1 pseudogene is annotated in these 206 nt (G+C 71.8%); it reads left to right on the top strand.

The features are described from left to right. Positions 1 to 206: pseudogene (locus AC0IY1_RS25750) on the top strand (methyl-accepting chemotaxis protein); the annotation flags it as partial.

Genomic DNA, 206 nt, shown 5'->3' with positions numbered 1-206 from the left:
ACCGAGATCGGCACCATCGCGGACGCCGTTCAGGTGTTCAAGGACGGCCTGATCCGGATGCGGGCGCTGGAGGAGGAGACGGTGCTGGCGCGGGCCGGGGCGGAGGCGCAGCGCAAGGCGGCGATGCGGGCGATGGCCGACAGCTTCGAGGGCGCGGTGGGCGGCATCATCAGCATGGTGACGAGCTCGGCCACCGAGCTGCAGGC

The organism is Methylobacterium sp. AC690 (assembly GCF_979256535.1).
Note: the sequence above shows the minus strand (reverse complement) of the source record. Positions and strands in the feature narration are given on the sequence as shown.